The organism is Bradyrhizobium sp. PRIMUS42, from assembly GCF_023006515.1.
Taxonomy (GTDB): Bacteria; Pseudomonadota; Alphaproteobacteria; order Rhizobiales; family Xanthobacteraceae; genus Bradyrhizobium.
Genome location: NZ_JALBGZ010000845.1, coordinates 1 through 2480 on the forward strand (window position 1 = coordinate 1; position 2480 = coordinate 2480).

1 protein-coding gene is annotated in these 2480 nt (G+C 67.1%); it reads left to right on the forward strand.

Annotation, left to right across the window (positions count from 1 at the left end; genetic code table 11):
- Positions 1-2480 (forward strand): VCBS domain-containing protein (locus tag MOV75_RS34565; protein ID WP_247007582.1); only part of this gene is annotated, 2480 nt, incomplete at both ends.

Consider the following 2480-nt stretch of genomic DNA (forward strand, 5'->3'; position numbering starts at 1 on the left):
CGGCCACGGTCTCGTCGGACTCGAAGTCCGTCACCGAAGGCAACACTGCCGCCGCATTGAACGCCAGCGGCCAGCTTACCATCACCGACCCGGATACGGGCCAGGCCCATGCCGTGGCCCAGACCAACGCGCACGGGACCTACGGCGACTTCTCGATCGATGCCAACGGCGCCTGGAGCTACACCGGCAATGGTGCCCATGACGAGCTCACCGCCGGCCAGCAGGTGCAGGACCAGTTCACCGTCACCAGCCAGGACGGCACCGCCACCGGTACCGTGACGGTCACCATCACCGGCAGCAACGATGCGGCCACGGTCTCGTCGGACTCGAAGTCCGTCACGGAAGGCGACACCGCTGCGGCGCTCAATACCAGCGGCCAGCTGACGATCGTGGATCCCGACACCGGCGAAGCCCACGTCGTCGCGCAGACCAACGCCCATGGGACCTACGGCGACTTCACCATCGATGCCGACGGGGCCTGGAGCTACACCGGCAACGGCGCCCATGACGAGCTCACCGCCGGCCAGCAGGTCCAGGACCAGTTCACGGTCACCAGCCAGGACGGCACCGCCACCGGCACGGTGACGGTCACCATCACCGGCAGCAACGATGCGGCGACCGTGAGTTCGGACTCGAAGTCCGTCAGCGAGGGCGACACCGCGGCTGCGCTCAATAGCAGCGGTCAGCTGACGATTGTGGATCCCGACACGGGCCAAGCCCATGTCGTCGCGCAGACCAACGCCCACGGGACCTACGGCGACTTCACCATCGATGCCAACGGGGCCTGGAGCTACACCGGCAACGGCGCCCACGACGAGCTCATCGCCGGCCAGCAGGTGCAGGACCAGTTCACGGTGACCAGCCAGGACGGCACCGCCACCGGCACGGTGACGGTCACCATCACCGGCAGCAACGATGCGGCCACGGTCTCGTCGGACTCGAAGTCCGTCACCGAGGGCGATACCGCGGCGGCGCTCAATACCAGCGGTCAGCTGACGATCGTGGATCCCGACACCGGCGAAGCCCATGTCGTGGCGCAATCGAACGTTCACGGGACCTACGGCGACTTCACGATCGATGCCAACGGCGCCTGGAGCTACACCGGCAACGGCGCCCATGACGAGCTCACCGCCGGCCAGCAGGTGCAGGACCAGTTCACGGTCACCAGCCAGGACGGCACCGCGAGCGGCATCGTCACAGTCACCATCACCGGCAGCAACGATGCGGCGACCGTGAGTTCGGACTCGAAGTCCGTCACGGAAGGCGATACCGCGGCGGCGCTCAATACGAGCGGCCAGCTCACCATCACCGACCCGGATACGGGCGAAGCCCACGTCGTGGCGCAATCGAACGCCCATGGGACCTACGGCGACTTCTCGATCGATGCCAACGGGGCCTGGAGCTACACCGGCAACGGCGCCCATGACGAGCTCACCGCCGGCCAGCAGGTGCAGGATCAGTTCACGGTGACCAGCCAGGACGGCACCGCCACCGGCACGGTGACGGTCACAATCACCGGCAGCAACGATGCGGCCACGGTCTCGTCGGACTCGAAGTCCGTCACCGAGGGCGATACCGCGGCGGCGCTCAATACCAGCGGCCAGCTGACGATCGTGGATCCCGACACCGGCGAAGCCCACGTCGTGGCGCAGACCAACGCGCACGGGATCTACGGCGACTTCACCATCGATGCCAACGGGGCCTGGAGCTACACCGGCAATGGCGCCCACGATGAGCTCACCGCCGGCCAGCAGGTGCAGGATCAGTTCACGGTGACCAGCCAGGACGGCACCGCCACCGGCACGGTGACGGTCACCATCACCGGCAGCAACGATGCGGCCACGGTCTCATCGGACTCGAAGTCCGTCACGGAAGGCGACACCGCCGCCGCATTGAACGCCTCCGGCCAGCTGACGATTGTGGATCCCGACACCGGCGAGGCCCATGTCGTGGCCCAGACCAACGCGCACGGGACCTATGGCGACTTCACGATCGATGCCAACGGCACCTGGAGCTACACCGGCAACGGCGCCCACAATGAGCTCACCGCCGGCCAGCAGGTCCAGGACCAGTTCACCGTGACCAGCCAGGACGGCACTGCGAGCGGCACGGTGACGGTGACCATCACCGGCAGCAACGATGCGGCGACCGTGAGTTCGGACTCGAAGTCCGTCACGGAAGGCAACACCGCCGCCGCACTGAACGCCAGCGGCCAGCTCACCATCACCGACCCGGATACGGGCGAAGCCCATGCCGTGGCCCAGACCAACGCCCATGGGACCTACGGCGACTTCACGATCGATGCCAACGGCGCCTGGAGCTACACCGGCAACGGCGCCCATGACGAGCTCACCGCCGGCCAGCAGGTGCAGGACCAGTTCACGGTGACCAGCCAGGATGGCACCGCGAGCGGCACGGTGACGGTGACTATCACCGGCACCAATGATGCGGCCACGGTCTCGTCGGACTCGAAGTCCGTC